At 34.7% G+C, this 16,120-nt stretch carries 11 protein-coding genes; 6 read left to right on the top strand and 5 right to left on the bottom strand.

Annotated elements, in window-relative coordinates; translation table 11 throughout:
• Window positions 1–55 precede the first annotated feature (55 nt).
• The gene (locus F8154_RS00375; RefSeq protein WP_151859596.1) at window positions 56–2,407 is read left to right on the top strand and encodes an ATP-dependent DNA helicase; all 2,352 of its coding nucleotides are present in this window, start codon (window positions 56–58) and stop codon (window positions 2,405–2,407) included.
• A gap of 17 nt (window positions 2,408–2,424) precedes the next feature.
• Here F8154_RS00375 and F8154_RS00370 read toward each other — a convergent pair whose 3' ends face one another.
• From F8154_RS00370 to F8154_RS00355, 5 genes are all read right to left on the bottom strand, one after another.
• Complete coding sequence (locus F8154_RS00370; RefSeq protein WP_151859595.1) at window positions 2,425–2,610, bottom strand: hypothetical protein; 186 nt, start codon at window positions 2,608–2,610, stop codon at window positions 2,425–2,427.
• A gap of 107 nt (window positions 2,611–2,717) precedes the next feature.
• Window positions 2,718–2,885 (bottom strand): hypothetical protein, encoded by a 168-nt coding sequence (locus F8154_RS14945; RefSeq protein ID WP_192930091.1) that lies wholly within the window; start codon window positions 2,883–2,885, stop codon window positions 2,718–2,720.
• A gap of 501 nt (window positions 2,886–3,386) precedes the next feature.
• Entirely contained in the window at window positions 3,387–3,863 is a 477-nt protein-coding gene (locus tag F8154_RS00365) for a DsrE/DsrF/DrsH-like family protein (protein WP_151859594.1), read from the bottom strand.
• A 107-nt stretch (window positions 3,864–3,970) separates the two neighbouring features.
• Complete coding sequence (locus F8154_RS00360; RefSeq protein WP_151859593.1) at window positions 3,971–5,287, bottom strand: aminotransferase class V-fold PLP-dependent enzyme; 1,317 nt, start codon at window positions 5,285–5,287, stop codon at window positions 3,971–3,973.
• A gap of 111 nt (window positions 5,288–5,398) precedes the next feature.
• On the bottom strand, window positions 5,399–6,148 hold the full coding sequence (locus tag F8154_RS00355) for a peptidylprolyl isomerase (protein ID WP_151859592.1): 750 nt from the start codon (window positions 6,146–6,148) through the stop codon (window positions 5,399–5,401).
• Between the two features lie 271 nt (window positions 6,149–6,419).
• Between F8154_RS00355 and F8154_RS00350 the strand changes: the two genes are divergently transcribed.
• From F8154_RS00350 to nifJ, 5 genes are all read left to right on the top strand, one after another.
• Window positions 6,420–7,493 carry an NAD(P)H-dependent flavin oxidoreductase gene (locus F8154_RS00350; protein ID WP_151859591.1) on the top strand — a complete coding sequence of 358 codons (1,074 nt, stop codon included), beginning with the start codon at window positions 6,420–6,422 and terminating at the stop codon, window positions 7,491–7,493.
• 282 nt (window positions 7,494–7,775) lie between these two features.
• Entirely contained in the window at window positions 7,776–11,210 is a 3,435-nt protein-coding gene (locus F8154_RS00345) for a pyruvate carboxylase (RefSeq protein ID WP_279237151.1), read from the top strand.
• A gap of 204 nt (window positions 11,211–11,414) precedes the next feature.
• Window positions 11,415–12,161: a SagB/ThcOx family dehydrogenase gene (locus F8154_RS00340; RefSeq protein WP_151859590.1), complete on the top strand. Its 747-nt coding sequence runs from the start codon at window positions 11,415–11,417 to the stop codon at window positions 12,159–12,161.
• 42 nt (window positions 12,162–12,203) lie between these two features.
• Window positions 12,204–12,398 carry an aspartyl-phosphate phosphatase Spo0E family protein gene (locus F8154_RS00335; protein ID WP_151859589.1) on the top strand — a complete coding sequence of 65 codons (195 nt, stop codon included), beginning with the start codon at window positions 12,204–12,206 and terminating at the stop codon, window positions 12,396–12,398.
• A gap of 193 nt (window positions 12,399–12,591) precedes the next feature.
• Window positions 12,592–16,107, top strand: a complete 3,516-nt coding sequence (gene nifJ / locus F8154_RS00330) for a pyruvate:ferredoxin (flavodoxin) oxidoreductase (protein ID WP_151859588.1) — start codon at window positions 12,592–12,594, stop codon at window positions 16,105–16,107.
• The last annotated feature ends 13 nt before the right edge of the window (window positions 16,108–16,120 follow it).

Below are 16,120 nucleotides of genomic sequence, written 5' to 3'. Positions count from 1 at the left end.
ATTTAGTTTTTCATTTAACCAAGATAACCAATAAAACAGTAAGGAATGTAATACTATGATAAAGGAAATAAACATATCTGTTAGAAATCTTGTGGAATTTGTACTGAGGGGAGGAGACCTTAACCTACAGTTTTCTCAGCCTAGAGCTGCACTTGAGGGAATAAGGGGGCATCAGGAGGTACAAAAAGGTTATAGTAATGATGATGAATCTGAGGTGTCAATTAAGCATCAATTGGAATACAGAGGATATCTGTTTAATTTAACTGGGCGAATAGATGGAGTTTTAAAACTGGATGGGTTGATAGTTTTAGATGAAATAAAAACTGTTTCAGTACCTATTACAGAGATAACAGAGGATTATAACCATCTTCACTGGGGGCAGGTTAAAGGCTACGGATATATATATGCTACAGAAAACAATCTTGAGGAGATAGATTTACAGCTAACATATTATAATATAAAGACTAAAGAAGCTAAAAGCTTCAGAAGAACATACACATTTAGTGAGCTTAAGGAGTATTTTTTTTACTTGATAGATGAGTATATTGTGTGGGGAAACCTACTTAAAAATTGGGAGGAAAAGCGAAATTACTCAGCAAAAACATTGAAATTTCCATTTGCGAATTATCGTAAGGGGCAAAGAAAGCTTGCGGTTTCGGTCTATCAAACAATAAAGGAAGAAAAGAAATTATTTATACAAGCACCAACTGGAATTGGTAAAACTATATCAACTATATTTCCAGCAGTCAAAGCAATGGGAGAAGGTAAAACCTCTAAAATCTTTTATCTTACAGCAAAAACCATAACAAGGCAGGTTGCAGAAGAAGCTATAGACAAATTAAGGACACAGGGTCTACATTTGAAAGCTGTTACAATAACTGCAAAGGATAAAATATGCTTTGAAAAATCAAAAAGCTGTAGTCCAGATGAATGTCAGTATGCAAAGGGCTACTATAATAGATTAAAGGCAGCCCTAAAGGAGATTATTGAGGAAGAAAAATTTGACAGAAATACAATAGAAGCATTGGCAATTAAGTATACTTTATGTCCATTTGAGTTTTCATTAGAATTAACCTTATGGTCAGACTGTGTAATTTGTGATTATAACTATGTATTTGATCCAAGGGTTTACTTAAAGAGATTTTTTCTTGAGTATGGAGGAGATTATACATTTTTGATTGATGAAGCCCATAATTTAGTTGAACGTGCTAGAATGATGTTTTCAGCAGAAATATTTAAAAGTAGAATTCTTCAAGAAAAAAAGTATATAAAGAAAATCAGTAATGATATTGCTAAATCTCTTCAAAAAATAAACAGCTATTTATTGAATATGAGCAAGCTATGTAATGAAGATGGATTTTATATACAAAAGGAGGAACCATCAGGTATATATTCTTTATTAAAGGGCTTTGCAGAAGAATGTGATTATTTTTTCTCTGAAAATCAAGAGGAAGAAATTAGTGAAGAGTTTTTACAATTATACTTTGATATTATTGCCTTTATAAAAATATCTGAGTTTTATGATGAAAACTATATTACATACCTTGAAGCCCAGGGAAAGGAAACAAAGCTTAAAATTTTTTGCCTAGACCCATCTACGCTATTGAAGGGGGCACTTAAACGAGGGAAAACTGCAGTTTTTTTCTCGGCTACACTAACACCAATTAACTATTTTAGAAATGTCCTAGGTGGTGATAAAGATGATTACTGCCTATTGCTTGATTCACCCTTCAATAGAGAGAAATTATGTCTATTAATAGCTGGGAATGTATCTACTAGATATGTTGATAGAAAAAATAGCTATAATGTAATTAGTCAATACATAAAAAAAGTAGTGGAGGCTAAAAAAGGAAACTACTTAGTATTTTTTCCCTCCTATAGCTATATGGATTCTGTAGCTTCAATCTTTAGAGAAAATTATCCACACTACAATATATTAATACAAGCCCCCTATATGACAGAGGAGGAGAGGGATGAATTCCTACAGAAGTTTCAGCTACAGGATAATAAACCATACATGGGGTTTTGTGTTCTAGGGGGAATTTTCTCTGAAGGTATAGACCTAATAGGGGATAGATTATTGGGCTCCATAATAATTGGTGTTGGTTTGCCTCAAATATGCATGGAAACTAACCTAATTAGGGATTATTATGAAGAAAAATACAATAGTGGCTATGAATATGGGTTTAAGTATCCAGGAATGAATAAAATATTACAGGCAGCTGGAAGAGTTATTAGAACCGAGAAGGATGCTGGCGTAGTACTCTTAATTGACGACAGATATGTAACCAGTAGCTATAAAAGGCTGTTCCCAAGCAGTTGGAAGGAGCACCGAATAATAAATGACAAAAAAATAAGCAGCCTGCTAACTGAGTTTTGGCAAAAAGAAACTGAGGTGAATAACTAATTATTCACCTCAGATTTTTACTTAAAAATATTCATATTATGCAAATTAGCTTTTATAAGCTCTATATTATCAACAGCCTCATTATAGGCCTTCTCATTTCGAAGAACCTTATCTAAGCTTTCTATTTTATTAACCTTTTCCTTGTTAATATTAAGCCTTATATTAAAATTTGCTATGTTTAGTGATAAATCAACTAAAGACATTTATATCTACCTCCGTATTTTAGTTTCATAAGAATAGTGCCTCATTCAATTTAAATGTATGAAATTCAATTGAATATTGTTTCATTTTTTAACCCCCTATAATAGAATTAGAATGTTTTTGCCATAAAGTGAAACTGTTTTTCGGCAGCTTCCCTTATTTTTTCAACATACTCAAACTCATTATCTATTATAAGCCTGTTATTCCCTTGGTTTTTATTGATGTTAAAAGCTATTTGATATGAATTAAATCTAAATGTAAAATTTAATACTGACATTTGATCTACCTCCTAAGATTATTTTATAGTTGTTTTTCTTAAAGCTTAATCACCATTTTAATTTTGATCATTTTTTAATCAGCTCCTTTCTAATAATGTAATGGAGTTTTATACATTATATTTAATAAAAAAAGCCATAGATTATTCTATGGCCTTAAAAGATAGCTATGCTTAAAATTGAGCATACTACATCCTATTAAGTGGGTCTAAAAATATAAAAAGCCACAGGTATAAATTACACAACCTATGGCTTAAATTTCTATTTTACATAAATAAATAGTAGCTGTTTTTACAGAAGCATAAGTCGTGCATTATTATTTAATTGTAAAGACATGCATTTGAAAACTAATTTATTATTGTTAATCACGTTGCACGACCTCCTTTTCTATGGTATTTATTACTACACGAGATATTATATGGTATAATAATAAAAATTACAACACTTTTATATTAAATGTAATATAACTGTAATATTATAAATAGCTGGAAGTGTGTAGGCTGCTAAATAAATAGCTGCATGTCAGAGGCTAAAGCATCCTCCATATAGGTCTTTGCATCTACTACCTCCAATTGATCCAGCATTTCTTCTTTTTTAAGACCCATGACCTCCATTGAAAGCTTACAGCCATAAAATTTAACCCCTTTGTTAATAGCTCCCTTCAGAAAGGCAGATAGAGGTGGGGTGTCATCATCAAGCATCATTTCCTTCAGCATATCTTTTCCAATACCAGCAAAATTCATTTTAGACAGTGGCAAATCTCCAATCCCTTTGGGGGTCATCATACTAAAGAGTTTTTCGTAGGTGGTTTTATCCTCATCTGAGAATTTGTTAGGGTCTTTTACTAAAAATAAACCCCAAAAAGTAAAAAACATCGTTACATCATGCTTCATATCCCTTGCTGTATTTGCTAAGATAAAAGCCGCTAATGCTTTATCAAATTCACCACTAAACATCAATAGGTTTACTTTTTTGCTCAAGACAAACTACTCCTTTTTTATTTATTAAAATTAGTTTATCCAAAAACTATAATAATAAAGCAAAAGCAGTAATTAATCTTTTTTTATAATGTAAAAAAGCTACACCTTTAATCCTTATATAATCTATAGTAGTAATTTTTATTTTTAATTATTTTTTTTAACAGCTTTATTAGATAGGCCACCTCATTATGGGTGTTATATAATCCAAAGCTAAGTCTAACAACACCAGGATGAGGTAGTGCTGGATTTTTTATTCTATCTTCTATATCTCTTTCGCTAATCTTTAGTAGCTTTTGTATGTAGGGCTGTGCACAAAAACAGCCATTTCTAACTGCAATACCACCCTCATAAGACAATATTTTAGCTGTAATATCGTGGGGTATTCCATCTATATTAAAAGGAATAATAGCTACTCTGTCAACAATGTCTGTGTCTCCATAGAGGCTTATACCATCAATTCTATTAAGCTCATTAAATGCATATTCACATAAGGATAATTCATGGGCTGATATTTTGCTTAAGCCAACATATGAAAGCATATTTATTGCTGAGGTAAGAGCTACTACACCTATTAGATTAGGGGTGCCTGCCTCCTCACGATTTGGAAGCTCTGCCCATTTAACATAATCATGGGTTACCAAGTCAACAGTACCTCCACCAACTTGATCTGAAGGGTTAGTAAAAACCTCTTTAGGAGCTACCAATACTCCAATTCCAAAGGGAGCATACATTTTATGGGAGGAAAAAACTAAAAAATCAATATGCTCTATTGGATCCTTAGGAGACATATCAAAAGGGTGATGGGGTATTAATTGAGCACCATCAACTAAAATTTTAGAATTATGCTTATGACATAAAGCTGCAATGGAATTTACAGGATTTATAAGGCCAGTAACATTTGATGCTCCAGTTATTGCCACTAGCTTAACCCTTCCCTTATGCTTGCTAAGCCTATTACTTAGGTCCTTAATATCTAATCTACCTTTATTGTCAAGTGAAATATACTCTACTTTAAACTTGCTTCTATAGGGCAAGTCATTTGAATGATGCTCCATAGAGCTACTAATTATAACATCATCAGGTGAGCCAGCAAGATGTCGAGCTACCTTATTAATTGCCTCTGTGGTATTTTTAACATATATAACAGTGCTACTAGATAAGTTAGCATTTACAAAATTCGCCACTACCTTTCTTGAGGCTTCATATATGCTTGAAGAAAGCTGAGATTTATAGCCAGTTCCCCGATGAATTGAAGAGTACCATGGAGCAAATCTTACAATCTCCTGAAGAACATAATTAAAGGGAGGAGTGGTAGCTGCATTATCAAAGTTGATGGCTGTAACGTATTCCCCTGAGTTAATTGGAATTTTAGTATTCACACCACAAACTAGGCTTCGAAAATTCCAGTTATGCTGAATGTACACAAAAAGTCACCACCTTTAAAAATAGCTTTCTACTTATAATATTCAAAAAGCTATTATAGGTGATAAAAAAAGCCTATCCATTTGATAGGCTTTTACATGTGTAGTGCTGACTTAAATCATTATTTCAACAGGGTACTTAACCTTTAGGGCTTCTACCTTATTGTAAAATACCTCCTGTTGTTTTTGTGATAGCATTTGTTGAGTTAAATGATTTTTTATCTCTTCAAATGAATGAAGTGTTTCAGGCTTCTTATCAAGGACCTTTATAATATGATAACCAAATTGAGTCTTTACTGGTGCACTTAACTCATTAACCTCCATTTTAAATACAGCTTCCTCAAATTCTGGTACCATTTTTCCCTTAGTAAAATAGCCTAATTCCCCACCCTTTTCTTTAGAAGGACATTTTGAGTATTTAGCGGCTGCATCCTTAAACTCTAAACCGTCATTAATCTCATCAATAATTTTATTGGCTGATTCCTCGGACTCTACAAGAATATGACTTGCACTAATTGATTCTGGGCTTTTAAAGCTTGCGGAGTTATCGTTATAATAGCTTAATGCCTCATCTTCTGTTACGGTGACATTGGCAATAGCTCTACTGATGGCAAACTGCTTTAACAGGTTTACCTTAACCCTTTCAACCTCTAATAAATACTGAGGCTCCTCTTGAAGCTTTGTATCTAATGCATCTAGGTACAATAATTCTTGACTAACTAGCTCCTGTAATAGCTTATTTTTGCCTTCTTCAGAGTAAAATTGCTTAGCCTGTTGAGGATCAATGCTTTTTAAAACATTATCTAAATCACTCTGTGTAATTTTTTTGCCTCCTACTACTGCTAAAACTTTGTTATTATCCATTTTTTAAAACGCTCCTTTATGATTGGTATCCATGTCATCATATCAAAAAAATACATTAATGTCCAATTACACAGTTTACATAATTGCTACTATCTCTGGGGTATTACTAACACTACCGCTTACTAAGGGGGAGATAAGTACCACCAAGCTTCTAAAATAAGTGAAAATAAGTTTTCTTTATAATAAAGGAAGATATTTAGGGTTACTTGTACAAAATATATGATAAAATAATTAATAAATAATAATAATAAGTTAACAAGGAGTAGATGAAATGAAATTATCACCACTTCGTATAGGAGATTTAGTTGCACCAGTTCCAATTATTCAAGGGGGAATGGGGGTAGGTGTATCCTTATCCCAGCTTTCCTCAGCAGTAGCAAATGCAGGAGGGGTAGGAATAATATCTGGAGTTCAAATAGGCTTTAGAGAGCCAGATTTTGAGACAAATAATAATGAGGCCAATGTAAGGGGTCTGAAAAAAGAAATAAAAAAGGCAAGGGAGTTAAGCCCTAAGGGTATTTTAGGTGTAAATCTGCTTGTTGCAATTAATAACTATAAAGATATGGTTAAGGCTGCTGTTGAAGAGAAAATTGATATTATAATTTCTGGTGCAGGGCTGCCAACGGAGCTTCCAGAGCTTATTAAGGGTTCGCAAACTAAAATTGCGCCCATAGTATCCTCAGGAAAAGCGGCGTCAGTTATTACAAAGGTGTGGAAGCGTAAGTATAACTATTTGCCAGATATGGTTATTGTTGAGGGGCCAGAGGCAGGTGGGCACTTAGGCTTTTCTATGGAGGAGCTTCAAAGCAAGAATAAGCCAGATTTACCTCAAATTGTTAAAGAAGTGATTGAAGCTTTAAAGGCTTTTCAAGATAGAGGTCAAAGGGCAATACCCGTAATTGCAGCCGGTGGAATATATGACGGTTTAGATATAGCAAAATACTTAAAAATTGGTGCTTCTGGTGTGCAAATGGCAACAAGATTTGCAGCTACAGAGGAGTGTGATGCCGATATAAAATATAAACAGGCATATGTTAATGCAAAGAAAGAGGATATAGTATTGGTGAAAAGTCCAGTTGGAATGCCAGGAAGAGCCATTAGAAATGAGTTTATTAAAAAACTAGAGCTAGATAACATTCCTATAACCAAGTGCTATGGTTGTTTAAGGCCATGTGACCCATTAAAAAGCCCCTACTGTATTTCAACAGCTCTAATTAATGCAGTAAAGGGAAAGCTTGAAAATGGTTTAATATTTGTAGGTGAAAATGCTCATAAATTAAAGAAAATAGTGCCAGTTAAAGAACTAATGGAGGAATTAGTTGAGGAAACAGTTAAAGCCCTATAAAGAAAACTAAATGATAATTGTAACTTGTTAGGCAAAAAATACTCCTTAATGATAAGGGGTATTTTTATTTAAATTTGTTGGAATATTATTATATACTTTCAGTTTAAAGAAAATTTCCATAAAAAAATATTTATACATCAAAGCAAAATAAAAACAAAATAAAAAATATTGAAAATTTAATAATGTTATTATATAATCATACTAATTATTTTGAAAATAATTATTAGTACAACTGAATATATATCCACAAAAATGAATTTAGTATTAGGGGAGTGAGTAATCATGAAAATTAAAAGGTTTAAAAGGGTTTTGGTTGCCAATCGCGGTGAGATTGCCATAAGAATCTTTAGAGCCTGCAACGAGCTTGGCATTAGAACAGTGGCAGTTTATTCAAACGAGGATAAAACCTCGTTATTTAGAACAAAGGCAGACGAGTCGTATTTAATAGGCAAGAATAAAGGTCCGATTGAAGCTTATTTAAGTATTGATGAAATAATTGGTCTTGCCCTAAAAAAAGGGGTAGACGCAATACATCCAGGCTACGGGTTTTTAGCAGAGAATCCTGAATTTGCAAGAAAATGTAGTGAGGCAGGTATTGCATTTATAGGACCCCATCATACTATGATTGAAAAACTAGGGGATAAAATTCAATCAAAGATAGTTGCAAAAAATGCTAATGTACCAACAATACCAGGAATAGAAAAGCCAATAAGCAATGAAAAGGAGGCAAGAGAATTTGCCGATTATTGTGGATACCCAGTTATGATTAAGGCTGCTGCAGGTGGCGGTGGTCGAGGCATGAGAATAGTCCATAAGGAAGAAGAATTGATGGAGGCATTTTACAGTGCTAAAAATGAAGCAAAAAAAGCCTTTGGTATAGAGGATATATTTATTGAAAAATTCCTAGAGAAACCTAAGCATATTGAAGTACAGGTGTTGGGAGATCAATATGGCAATATAGTGCATATGTTTGAAAGGGATTGTTCAATTCAAAGACGTCATCAGAAGCTGATAGAGTTTACACCAGCCATTACCATATCGGCAGAGAAAAGAAAAGCCATCTGTGAGGACGCTCTAAAAATTTCGAGGGCTGTTAATTATAGTAATGCAGGAACAGTAGAATTCTTAGTAGACATACATGGAGATCATTATTTTATAGAAATGAACCCTAGGATACAGGTGGAGCATACCGTTACAGAAATGGTAACAGGAATCGATATAGTTCAAAATCAGATTCTTGTGGCACAGGGCTATTCCTTAGATTCTGATGAAATAGGAATAAGAAGCCAAGAAGATATTACTACTAGAGGCTATGCTATTCAATGTAGAGTAACTACGGAAGATCCAGCAAATCAGTTTGCACCTGATACAGGCAAGATAGATGTATATAGGTCTGGTTCTGGATTTGGCATACGATTAGATGGAGGCAATGGATTTACAGGAGCCATTGTAAGCCCATATTATGATAGCTTACTTGTGAAGGTTACTGCCTGGTCAAGAACATTTGATGATGCAATTAGCAAGTCAATAAGATCAATAAAAGAGCTAAAAATATCTGGAGTAAAAACAAATACAGGCTTTTTGGTTAATGTCTTGAATCATGAGACATTTAAAAAGGGAGAATGTGATACAGGATTCATTGCGGAACATCCATTGCTATTTGATATAGCACCTAAAACAAATAAAGAGCTAAAGGTGCTTAGATATATTGGAGAAAAGGTTGTGAATGAAACTCAGGGAGATAAAAAGGAATTTGACGTACCTGTTGTTCCTAGCGTTATTAGACCAGAAAACCTGTCAGGTACTAAGCAAACACTAGATAACGGCGGACCCCAAGCACTAATTGAATGGATTAAGTCACAAAAAAAGCTATTATTAACTGATACGACAATGAGGGATGCCCATCAATCCTTAATGGCAACAAGGGTAAGAACAATAGATATGACTAAAATTGCTAAGGCTACCTCTGTATTAGGAAAAGACTTATTTTCTATTGAAATGTGGGGAGGGGCAACCTTTGATGTAGCATATCGTTTTCTAAAGGAATCACCTTGGGATAGATTAGAAGAGTTAAGAAGAAAAATACCCAACGTACTATTCCAAATGCTAATTAGAGGCAGCAACGGCGTTGGTTATAAAAATTACCCCGACAATGTAATAAGAAAATTTGTTCAAGAATCTGCAGCTTCTGGTATAGATGTTTTTAGAATTTTTGACTCCCTTAACTGGTTAAAAGGGATGGAAATATCAATTGATGAGGTTTTAAAATCCAATAAAATTGCAGAAGCATGTATTTGCTACACTGGTGATATACTAGATACAACTAGAGATAAATATTCATTAAAGTATTACGTAGACATGGCAAAGAGTATTGAGAAGACTGGCGCACATATTCTAGCAATTAAGGATATGGCAGCTTTATTAAAGCCCTATGCTGCAGAAAAGTTGATCAAGGCTTTGAAAAATGAAGTGTCTATGCCAATTCATCTACACACCCATGATACAAGTGGAAATGCTGTGGCTACTGTCTTAATGGCGGCAGAGGCTGGGGTGGATATAATAGATACTGCCATAAATAGCATGTCTGGACTAACTAGTCAACCGGCCTTAAACTCTGTAGTTGCTGCATTAGAAAATACTTCTCGAGCAACGGGATTAGATTTAGAGGCTATTGAAGAAATATCACAATACTGGAGTGCTGTTAGACCAGTGTATAGCCAATTCGAATCGGAGTTAAAGTCTGGAACTACAGAGGTATATAAGTATGAAATACCTGGTGGACAGTACTCCAACTTAAAGCCACAGGTTGAAAGCTTTGGTTTAGGTCATCGCTTTAAGGAAGTAAAGGAGATGTATAAGCAGGTTAATGAGATGGTGGGAGATATAGTAAAGGTAACACCATCATCTAAAATGGTGGGGGATCTTGCAATATTCATGGTTCAAAATGACTTGACACCAGAGAATATTTATGAAAAGGGTAAAGAATTAACCTATCCAGACTCAGTGGTGTCATACTTTAAGGGAATGATGGGGCAACCTATGGGTGGATTCCCTAAAAAGCTTCAAGAAATTGTTTTGAAGGGAGAAGAAAGTATAAGCTGTAGGCCAGGTGAAATGCTAAAGGAGGAGAACTTTGACTCTATTGCTAAACACCTTGAGGATAGCTTTAATATTGAGCCAACAATAAAAGACATATTAAGCTTCTCACTATACCCAAAGGTATTTGAAGAATATTTAAAATATATTAGTGAGTATGGGGATTTAAGCAGAATGGGTAGTGATGTGTTTTTCCACGGATTGTATGAAGGAGAAACCTGTGAGGTTGAAATAGCTGAAGGAAAGGTTTTGATTATTAAGCTTTTAGAGATTGGAAAGCTAGATGGACAAGGAAATAGAAGGGTAACCTTTGAGGTGAATGGAAATAGAAGAGAAATATCAATACATGATAAAGCATCAGGATTAGATAATAAAGAAGAGTTTGTTAAATTAGCTGACCCAGAAGACAAAACTCAAATAGGTGCAAGTATTCCAGGAACTGTTATTAAAGTGCTAGTTAAAGAGGGAGAAGAGGTTGAAGAAAAACAAAGTCTTTTAATAGTTGAAGCTATGAAAATGGAGACAAAAATTACCTCTCCTCAAAAAGGTGAAGTTGAAGTTATTAATGTAAAGGAAAATCAACAGGTTAAAGCTGGAGAGTTACTAATTAAGCTGAAGTAGACAAATGTAAACTACTTTTGATCAGTCTACCATTTTGAAGACCTTGTCTACAATCTCAAGCTCCCTATATTTTAGGGAGTTTTTTTATTGAAAGCAAAAGAAATACATTTACCAAAAAGATTAAAATTTGGGAAGGGATGTTGCATTAATAGTAGAATATTATAAAATAATTATTACTAACCATAGAAAACAGGGGTGATTATAATGAATTCTATTAAGGAAAACCGTGAGTTTATGAAGGCAAATTTTAACCTGCTAGAAAACATTGAAACCGACCAGCAAAAGGAAATAACACAGCCTCCTTTGGAAAAGCCTGCTGATAAGGCAGCACCAACAATTAAGCTACCAAAGGTGAAGGGAGATACTATAAAAAACAACGACTTTTATAGGGTTATGAAGGAGCGTAGAAGTAAAAGAAAATATAATAATCAACATATGACTATAGAGGAGCTAGCATTTCTTCTGTGGGCAACTCAAGGGGTTGACCAAATAAAAGGTGATAATTATGCAACCATAAGACCTGCTCCATCTGGTGGTGCAAGGCATCCATTTGAAACATACCTACTTATTAATAATGTAAAGGATATTGAACCAGGTATCTATAGATACTTAGCCTTAAGCCATGAGCTACAGCTGATAAAAGAGGATGACAATTTTGAAAAGCACTCACTAGATATAACTTTAGGTCAAAAATTTGTTGCAAAGTCAGCTGTACTATTCATATGGAGCTGTATTCCCTATAGAAGCGAATGGCGGTATAATATATCTGCCCATAAGACAATGCTACTTGATGCAGGGCACCTTTGCCAAAACCTTTATTTAGCTTGTGAGGCAATTGACTGGGGAACCTGTGCTATAGCAGCTTATAATCAGAGTTTAGCTGATACTCTTTTGAGATTAGATGGGGATGATGAGTTTGTAGTGTACATGGCAGCTGTTGGTAAAGTATAATATTAAATACAAAAACAATATTATTAAAGTGAGGTTAAAAAATTGTCTTACCCGAATAATGAGCTGCTTAAATTAAAAGAGGATATTGAGAAAATCAGACAAAAGCTTAACGACTTGATAATGGAAGAGGATTATATAAATAATGAAATAATAGAAGTTAGCAAAGCCCTAGACAAAATGATAATAGATTATATAAAACTGAGTAAAGATACTAATATACAGAAGGATGATTATTAATAAGCCTAAAAGCAGCATGCATAACGAAATATTTTGAATATTAAGAAAAACCAACAAAAATAAAGTAATTGTTAAAAAAAGTTCCACTATAAAAATTTGTATATTTTTTATATAATTAAGATGGTATACAAGATACATTGTTTCTATCCTAGAGTGGTAGATCAATATAAATAATTCTAAAGGGGGCAAAATAATGGCAAGAAAGATGAAAACCATGGACGGTAATGCTGCAGCTGCATATGTAGCTTATGCGTTTACTGATGTTGCAGCTATTTATCCTATTACTCCTTCCTCTAACATGGCAGAAAATGTTGATGAATGGAGTTCCTATGGTCAAAAGAATATCTTTGGCCAAACAGTAAAGGTAACAGAAATGCAATCTGAGGCAGGTGCTGCTGGTGCAGTACATGGATCACTTGCAGCAGGTGCTTTAACAACTACCTTTACTGCATCACAAGGTTTACTGTTAATGATTCCTAACATGTATAAAATTGCTGGCGAATTATTACCTGGAGTATTCCATGTAAGTGCCCGTGCGGTTGCAGGACATGCACTATCAATTTTCGGAGATCATTCTGATGTAATGTCTACTAGACAAACAGGATGTGCTTTAATAGCAACTGGTAGTGTGCAGGAGGTAATGGACTTAGGCGGTGTAGCTCACTTAGCTGCTATTAAAGGTAAAGTACCCTTTGTTCATTTCTTTGATGGCTTTAGAACATCCCATGAGATGCAAAAGATCGAAGTTATTGAGTATGACGATTTTGCTAAATTACTGGATTGGGAAGCATTAAAGGCATTTAGAAACAATGCACTAAATCCTGAAAATCCAGTTCTTAGAGGTACTGCACAAAATCCTGATATATTCTTCCAAGCTAAGGAAGCAGCTAACAAGTACTATGATGCAATACCGGATATAGTTAATGACTATATGAAGGAAATAAGCAAGATAACAGGAAGGGAATATGCACCATTCACCTACTACGGAGCAGAAGATGCGGAGAATATTATTATAGCAATGGGGTCTGTTACAGATACCATAGAGGAGACTATTGATTATTTATTACAAAAGGGTGAAAAGGTTGGTATTATTAAAGTTCATCTATATAGACCCTTCAGTGAAAAATATTTCTTTGATGCACTTCCAAAGACAGTAAAAAGAATTGCAGTGCTTGATAGAACTAAGGAACCGGGTGCCTTAGCAGAGCCACTTCACTTAGATGTAAAGTCAATGTTCTTTGGAAAAGAAAATCCTCCAATTATAATTGGTGGAAGATATGGTTTAGGCTCTAAAGATACAATTCCAGCACAAATAGTGGCGGTATTCAATAATCTAAAAGCTCAAGAACCGAAAGATAGATTTACAGTAGGAATAGTTGATGACGTTACTAATACTTCTTTACCAGTAGTAGATAAGGTTAACGCTGCACCAAAAGGAACCATTCGCTGTAAGTTCTGGGGTCTAGGCTCCGATGGTACTGTTGGGGCAAATAAGAGTGCTATAAAGATTATAGGGGATAATACTGATATGTTTGCTCAAGCATACTTCTCCTATGATTCAAAAAAATCAGGTGGAGTAACAATTTCTCACCTACGCTTTGGTAAAAAACCAATAAAATCAACCTATTTAATAGATGAAGCAGATTTTGTTGCATGTCATAATCAAGCATATGTAAATCAATATGATCTATTAAAGGGCTTAAAAAAGGGTGGAACCTTCCTGTTAAACTGTATTTGGAAGCCAGAAGAGCTATCTGAGAAGCTTCCTGCAGCAATGAAAAGATATATAGCTGAAAACGATATCAAGTTCTACACCATAAATGCAACCGATATTGCAGCGGAGATTGGGCTAGGTGGAAGAATTAATATGATTTGTCAATCTGCCTTCTTTAAGCTTGCAGAGGTTATTCCTGTGGAGGATTCAGTTAAGTATTTAAAGGATGCTATTGTTGAATCCTACGGAAGTAAAGGTGAAAAAATCGTTAATATGAACTATGAAGCTGTTGATAGAGGTGTAAATGCTTTAGTAAAAATAGATGTTCCTACTGAATGGGCTGGAGCTACTGAAGAAGCTGCAGCAGCAGTTGAAGAGCCAGCCTTCATCAAGGATATTTTAAGACCAATGAATGCACAAAACGGCGATATTCTTCCAGTAAGTGCCTTTGTAGGTGCAGAAGATGGAACATTCCCCCTTGGCACCTCTGCATATGAAAAAAGAGGTATAGCTGTTAATGTTCCAGAGTGGAAGAAGGAAACCTGTATTCAGTGTAATCAGTGCTCATATGTATGTCCACATGCTGCCATAAGACCATTCCTTTTAGATGAAGAAGAGGTTAAAAAGGCACCAGAATCTATGGACACACTTAAGGCAATGGGTAAGGAGTTTGCAGGATTACAATATAGAATACAAGTAAGTCCATTAGATTGTACTGGATGTGGTAACTGTGCTGATATCTGTCCTGCGCCTAAGGGTAAGGCCCTAATAATGGAGCCAGTTGAACCACAAATAGTTGCACAAAAAGACAATTGGAACTATGCTACAACAATAACCGATAAGTCTCATTTAACCAATATTGAAACAGTTAAGGGAAGTCAGTTTGCCCAACCATTGTTTGAGTTTTCAGGAGCTTGTGCTGGTTGTGGAGAAACACCCTATGTAAAACTAATAACTCAATTGTTTGGAGATAGAATGATGATTGCCAATGCTACTGGTTGTTCATCAATTTATGGTGGTAGTGCGCCATCTGTACCATTCTGTAAAAATCCTGAAGGCAGAGGTCCAGCTTGGGCAAACTCATTATTTGAAGACAATGCCGAATACGGTTTTGGTATGTTCTTAGGAGTTCAACAAATTAGAGCTAGAATTGCTGACCTTATGGAACAAGGCTTAGAAGCAAACTTATCCTCTGAGCTAAAGGAGGCCTTTAAATTCTGGCTAGATAATAAAGAAGAAGGTAGAGCCTCTAAAGAAGCCACCTACAAATTACTACCATTACTTGAGTCAGAAAAAGGTAATGCTATAGTAGATGAGATTATTGAGAAAAAGCAATATCTAATTAAGCAATCTCAATGGATTTTAGGTGGAGATGGATGGGCATATGATATAGGATTCGGTGGTTTAGACCATGTTATTGCATCAGGTGAAGATGTAAACATTCTTGTAATGGATACAGAGGTTTACTCAAATACTGGTGGACAGTCATCTAAAGCAAGTCCAACTGCCTCAATTGCTAAATTTGCTGCTTCTGGTAAAAAGACCAAGAAGAAGGATTTAGGCATGATAGCAATGAGCTATGGATATGTTTATGTTGCTCAAGTTGCTATGGGTGCAGATAAAAACCAATTGATAAAAGCCATGAAGGAAGCAGAAGCCTATAAAGGTCCTTCTATCGTTATAGCCTATTCACCATGTATTGCCCATGGTATAAAGGCAGGAATGGGTAAAACTCAAGAGCAATCTAAGAGGGCTGTTGAAGCAGGCTATTGGCATCTATATAGATTTAATCCAGATCTAAAGGAACAAGGTAAAAATCCATTTATTCTTGATTCTAAAGAACCTAAGGCTTCATTTAAAGATTTCTTAATGGGTGAAGTTCGTTATGCTTCTTTAGTTAATAGCTTCCCAGAGGTTGCAGAAGAGCTATTTGCAAAAGCACAGAAAGAAGCTGAAGAGAGATACCAAAGCTATGCTAGATTAGCAAATATGTAATATTATCAGATAA

Origin of the sequence: Alkaliphilus pronyensis (assembly GCF_009017275.1) — a bacterium.
GTDB lineage: Bacteria > Bacillota > Clostridia > Peptostreptococcales > Natronincolaceae > Alkaliphilus_C > Alkaliphilus_C pronyensis.
Note: the sequence above shows the minus strand (reverse complement) of the source record. Positions and strands in the feature narration are given on the sequence as shown.